Source organism: Pantoea sp. Pa-EAmG, assembly GCF_030024295.1.
Classification (GTDB): Bacteria; Pseudomonadota; Gammaproteobacteria; order Enterobacterales; family Enterobacteriaceae; genus Pantoea; species Pantoea dispersa.
Genome location: NZ_JASEWO010000303.1, coordinates 1 through 2,685 on the forward strand (window position 1 = coordinate 1; position 2,685 = coordinate 2,685).

A 2,685-nucleotide genomic window follows, 5' to 3' on the forward strand; every position below is an offset into this window, starting at 1 on the left:
TGGCATGACACCTGGTACGATACGAAGTCAACCGGTGGCCGCTTCAAACGCACAGAAGCAGTCTGGCGTAACTGGATCACGGCAGACGGCAGCGCCGGGCCAACCGGGAAAGCCGGCTTTGCCGCCGAGCGCGATCGTTACCATTTATACGTTTCGCTGGCCTGCCCGTGGGCGCATCGCACCCTGCTGATGCGTCAGCTGAAGGGGTTAGAAGAGATGATTTCGGTGTCAGTGGTGCACCCGCTGATGCTGGAGAACGGCTGGACCTTCGACGATGACTTCCCCGCCGCGACCGGCGATTCGCTGTATCAGAACGAATTCCTCTATCAGCTCTATCTGCATGCCGATCCGCATTACAGCGGGCGTGTGACCGTGCCGGTGCTGTGGGATAAAAAGCAGCACACTATTGTCAGTAATGAATCCGCCGATATCATCCGTATGTTTAACAGCGCCTTCGACGCGCAGGGCGCTCGCGCCGGCGATTACTACCCGCCCGAGCTGCGTGACAAGATCGACGAACTCAACGGCTGGATTTATGACACCGTCAATAACGGCGTCTACAAAAGTGGATTTGCCACGTCACAGTCGGCTTATGATGAAGCCGTAACCGCACTGTTCCATTCGCTGGCACGGCTGGAGCAGATTCTGGGTCAGCATCGCTATCTGACCGGCGATCGCCTCACCGAAGCCGATCTGCGCCTGTGGACCACGCTGGTGCGCTTTGACCCGGTCTACGTGACCCACTTTAAGTGCGATCGTCATCGCATCAGCGATTACCGTAACCTGAACGGCTTCCTGCGCGATATTTATCAGATGCCGGGCATTGCCGATACGGTGAACCTGCCGCACATCCGCCATCACTACTACTGTAGCCACAAGACCATCAATCCGAACGGCGTTATTTCGCTGGGACCGGCTTTTGACTGGGATGAGCCGCACGGCCGCGGTTAAGCGCTGACTGGCTTACGCATGCCTGCCCTTCTCTCCCACTATTGGGAAAGCAAGGCAGGCAGTATTGCGCTGCCTCAGGCAAATTTGATCAACACCATCCCGGCCAGCAGCAGTGCCACGCCCAGCCAGCCGCGGGTGTTCAGGCGTTGTCCGAACAGGATCCAGCCTGCCGCTACGGTCGCCACCAGACCGAAACCGCCCCACAAGGCGTAGGCCACCGAGAGATCTATCCCCTTCACTGCCTGCGACAGGGCACTGAATGCCGCCAGGACAGCCACCAGCGATACCACGCCATACAGCGGACGACGGAAGCCGTTGGCGTATTTCAGCGCGATGTTCGCCACAATTTCCAGCACGATGGCCAGCGCCAGCCAGGCCAGATGCACGACATTAAGCGTGGTCATGACGCAGCTCCTTACGGCTGAATGTCCCCGCTTTGATCAGCGCGATACCCGCGATCAGCGTGATCAAACCCGCCGCCTTCATCACCGACAGCGCCTCGTCAAACAGCATCACGCTGAACAGGGTGATAAACAGAATACCGACACCTTCCCACATGGCATAAGCCACGCCAAGGGCAATACGTTTAACGGCAAAGGTGAGGAAGATGTATGACAGGGCGATCACCAACAGCATAAAAATATAGCCGGCGCTGCCGCCATTAACGCTGGCCCATTTCATTGACACGGTGCCTGTAATTTCGGCAGCAATCGCTAACGCTAATAAAATCCAGTACAGCATGATTTCTCTCCTGTGAGAAATAAACGCCATCCACGCGCAAACAGCAGCGTGATAGCTGAAAAAGATAAAAATCCAGGAAGGAGAGAAAAAACTACAGCGCGAAGCGCCAGTGCCGATCGCTCAGTGAGCAGGAGAAAACGCAGGTAGGTGAAGAGGTTAATACGTAAAGTGTAACGAAATGGTTATCCATAATTTTACAACTTATCCACGTTGTTGCTTTTCCCGGTGTGGATGAAAAATTGTCCTCAGTAGTTGAACACGCGCCTATTCTGGCACAGGAAAAATAACTTTTTTGCGGATTTGCGTTTCTTTACGCAGGGAAATGGGATTTTTGTGCGGTTTTATCTGGCTTCGTGCGGTTTTCTGCCCTCACCCTAACCCTCTCCCACGGGGAGAGGGAATAGTTAAGTGCGGTCTTGCAGGGCGAGCACTCAACTCGCCACACGCACAATCGGTCCCTTCTCCCGCCTGCGGGAGAAGGTTAGGATGAGGGACAGCACGCACCTTACCAAAAAACAAAACGCCCGCAGATTTTCACCTGCGGGCGTCTTTATAAAAAAGTCGAAACTGACCGATAAGCCGGGTTCTGTCGTGGACAGTCATTCATCTAGGCCAGCAATCGCTCACTGGCTCAAGCAGCCTACCCGGGTTCAGTACGGGCCGTACCATGTGAACCCCTATTTGGCCTTGCTCCGGGTGGAGTTTACCGTGCCACGGACTGTTGCCAGCCGCGCGGTGCGCTCTTACCGCACCCTTTCACCCTTACCTGATCCCGCTTGCACGGGCCATCGGCGGTTTGCTCTCTGTTGCACTGGTCGTGGGTTTCCCCCCCAGGCGTTACCTGGCACCCTGCCCTATGGAGCCCGGACTTTCCTCCCCTCTGCCCGTCTCCCCCGAAAGGGACGACGACAAAGCGGCGACTGTCTGGTCAGCTTCGGCGCGGGATAATAGGCGATCCGCCCGCGTTTGTCACGCCTCTTGCTGCTCCAGCGC

At 56.3% G+C, this 2,685-nt stretch carries 3 protein-coding genes and 1 other RNA gene; 1 reads left to right on the forward strand and 3 read right to left on the reverse strand.

Features of this window, described 5'->3' with window-relative positions:
• The coding region (locus QMM04_RS21970) for a glutathione S-transferase family protein (protein WP_282997038.1) at positions 1-951 on the forward strand (951 nt) is incomplete at its 5' end.
• A 74-nt stretch (positions 952-1,025) separates the two neighbouring features.
• Here QMM04_RS21970 and mdtI read toward each other — a convergent pair.
• From mdtI to rnpB, 3 genes are all read right to left on the reverse strand, one after another.
• Positions 1,026-1,355, reverse strand: coding sequence for a multidrug/spermidine efflux SMR transporter subunit MdtI (mdtI, locus tag QMM04_RS21975; protein ID WP_021509711.1), 330 nt, complete (start codon positions 1,353-1,355; stop codon positions 1,026-1,028).
• A complete protein-coding gene (gene mdtJ, locus QMM04_RS21980) occupies positions 1,342-1,692 on the reverse strand; it encodes a multidrug/spermidine efflux SMR transporter subunit MdtJ (protein WP_282997039.1) in 351 nt (116 codons plus the stop codon). The genes mdtI and mdtJ overlap by 14 nt, the downstream gene beginning before the upstream one ends.
• A gap of 559 nt (positions 1,693-2,251) precedes the next feature.
• Positions 2,252-2,628: RNase P RNA component class A (gene rnpB / locus QMM04_RS21985), an RNA gene on the reverse strand.
• Between the last annotated feature and the right edge of the window lie 57 nt (positions 2,629-2,685).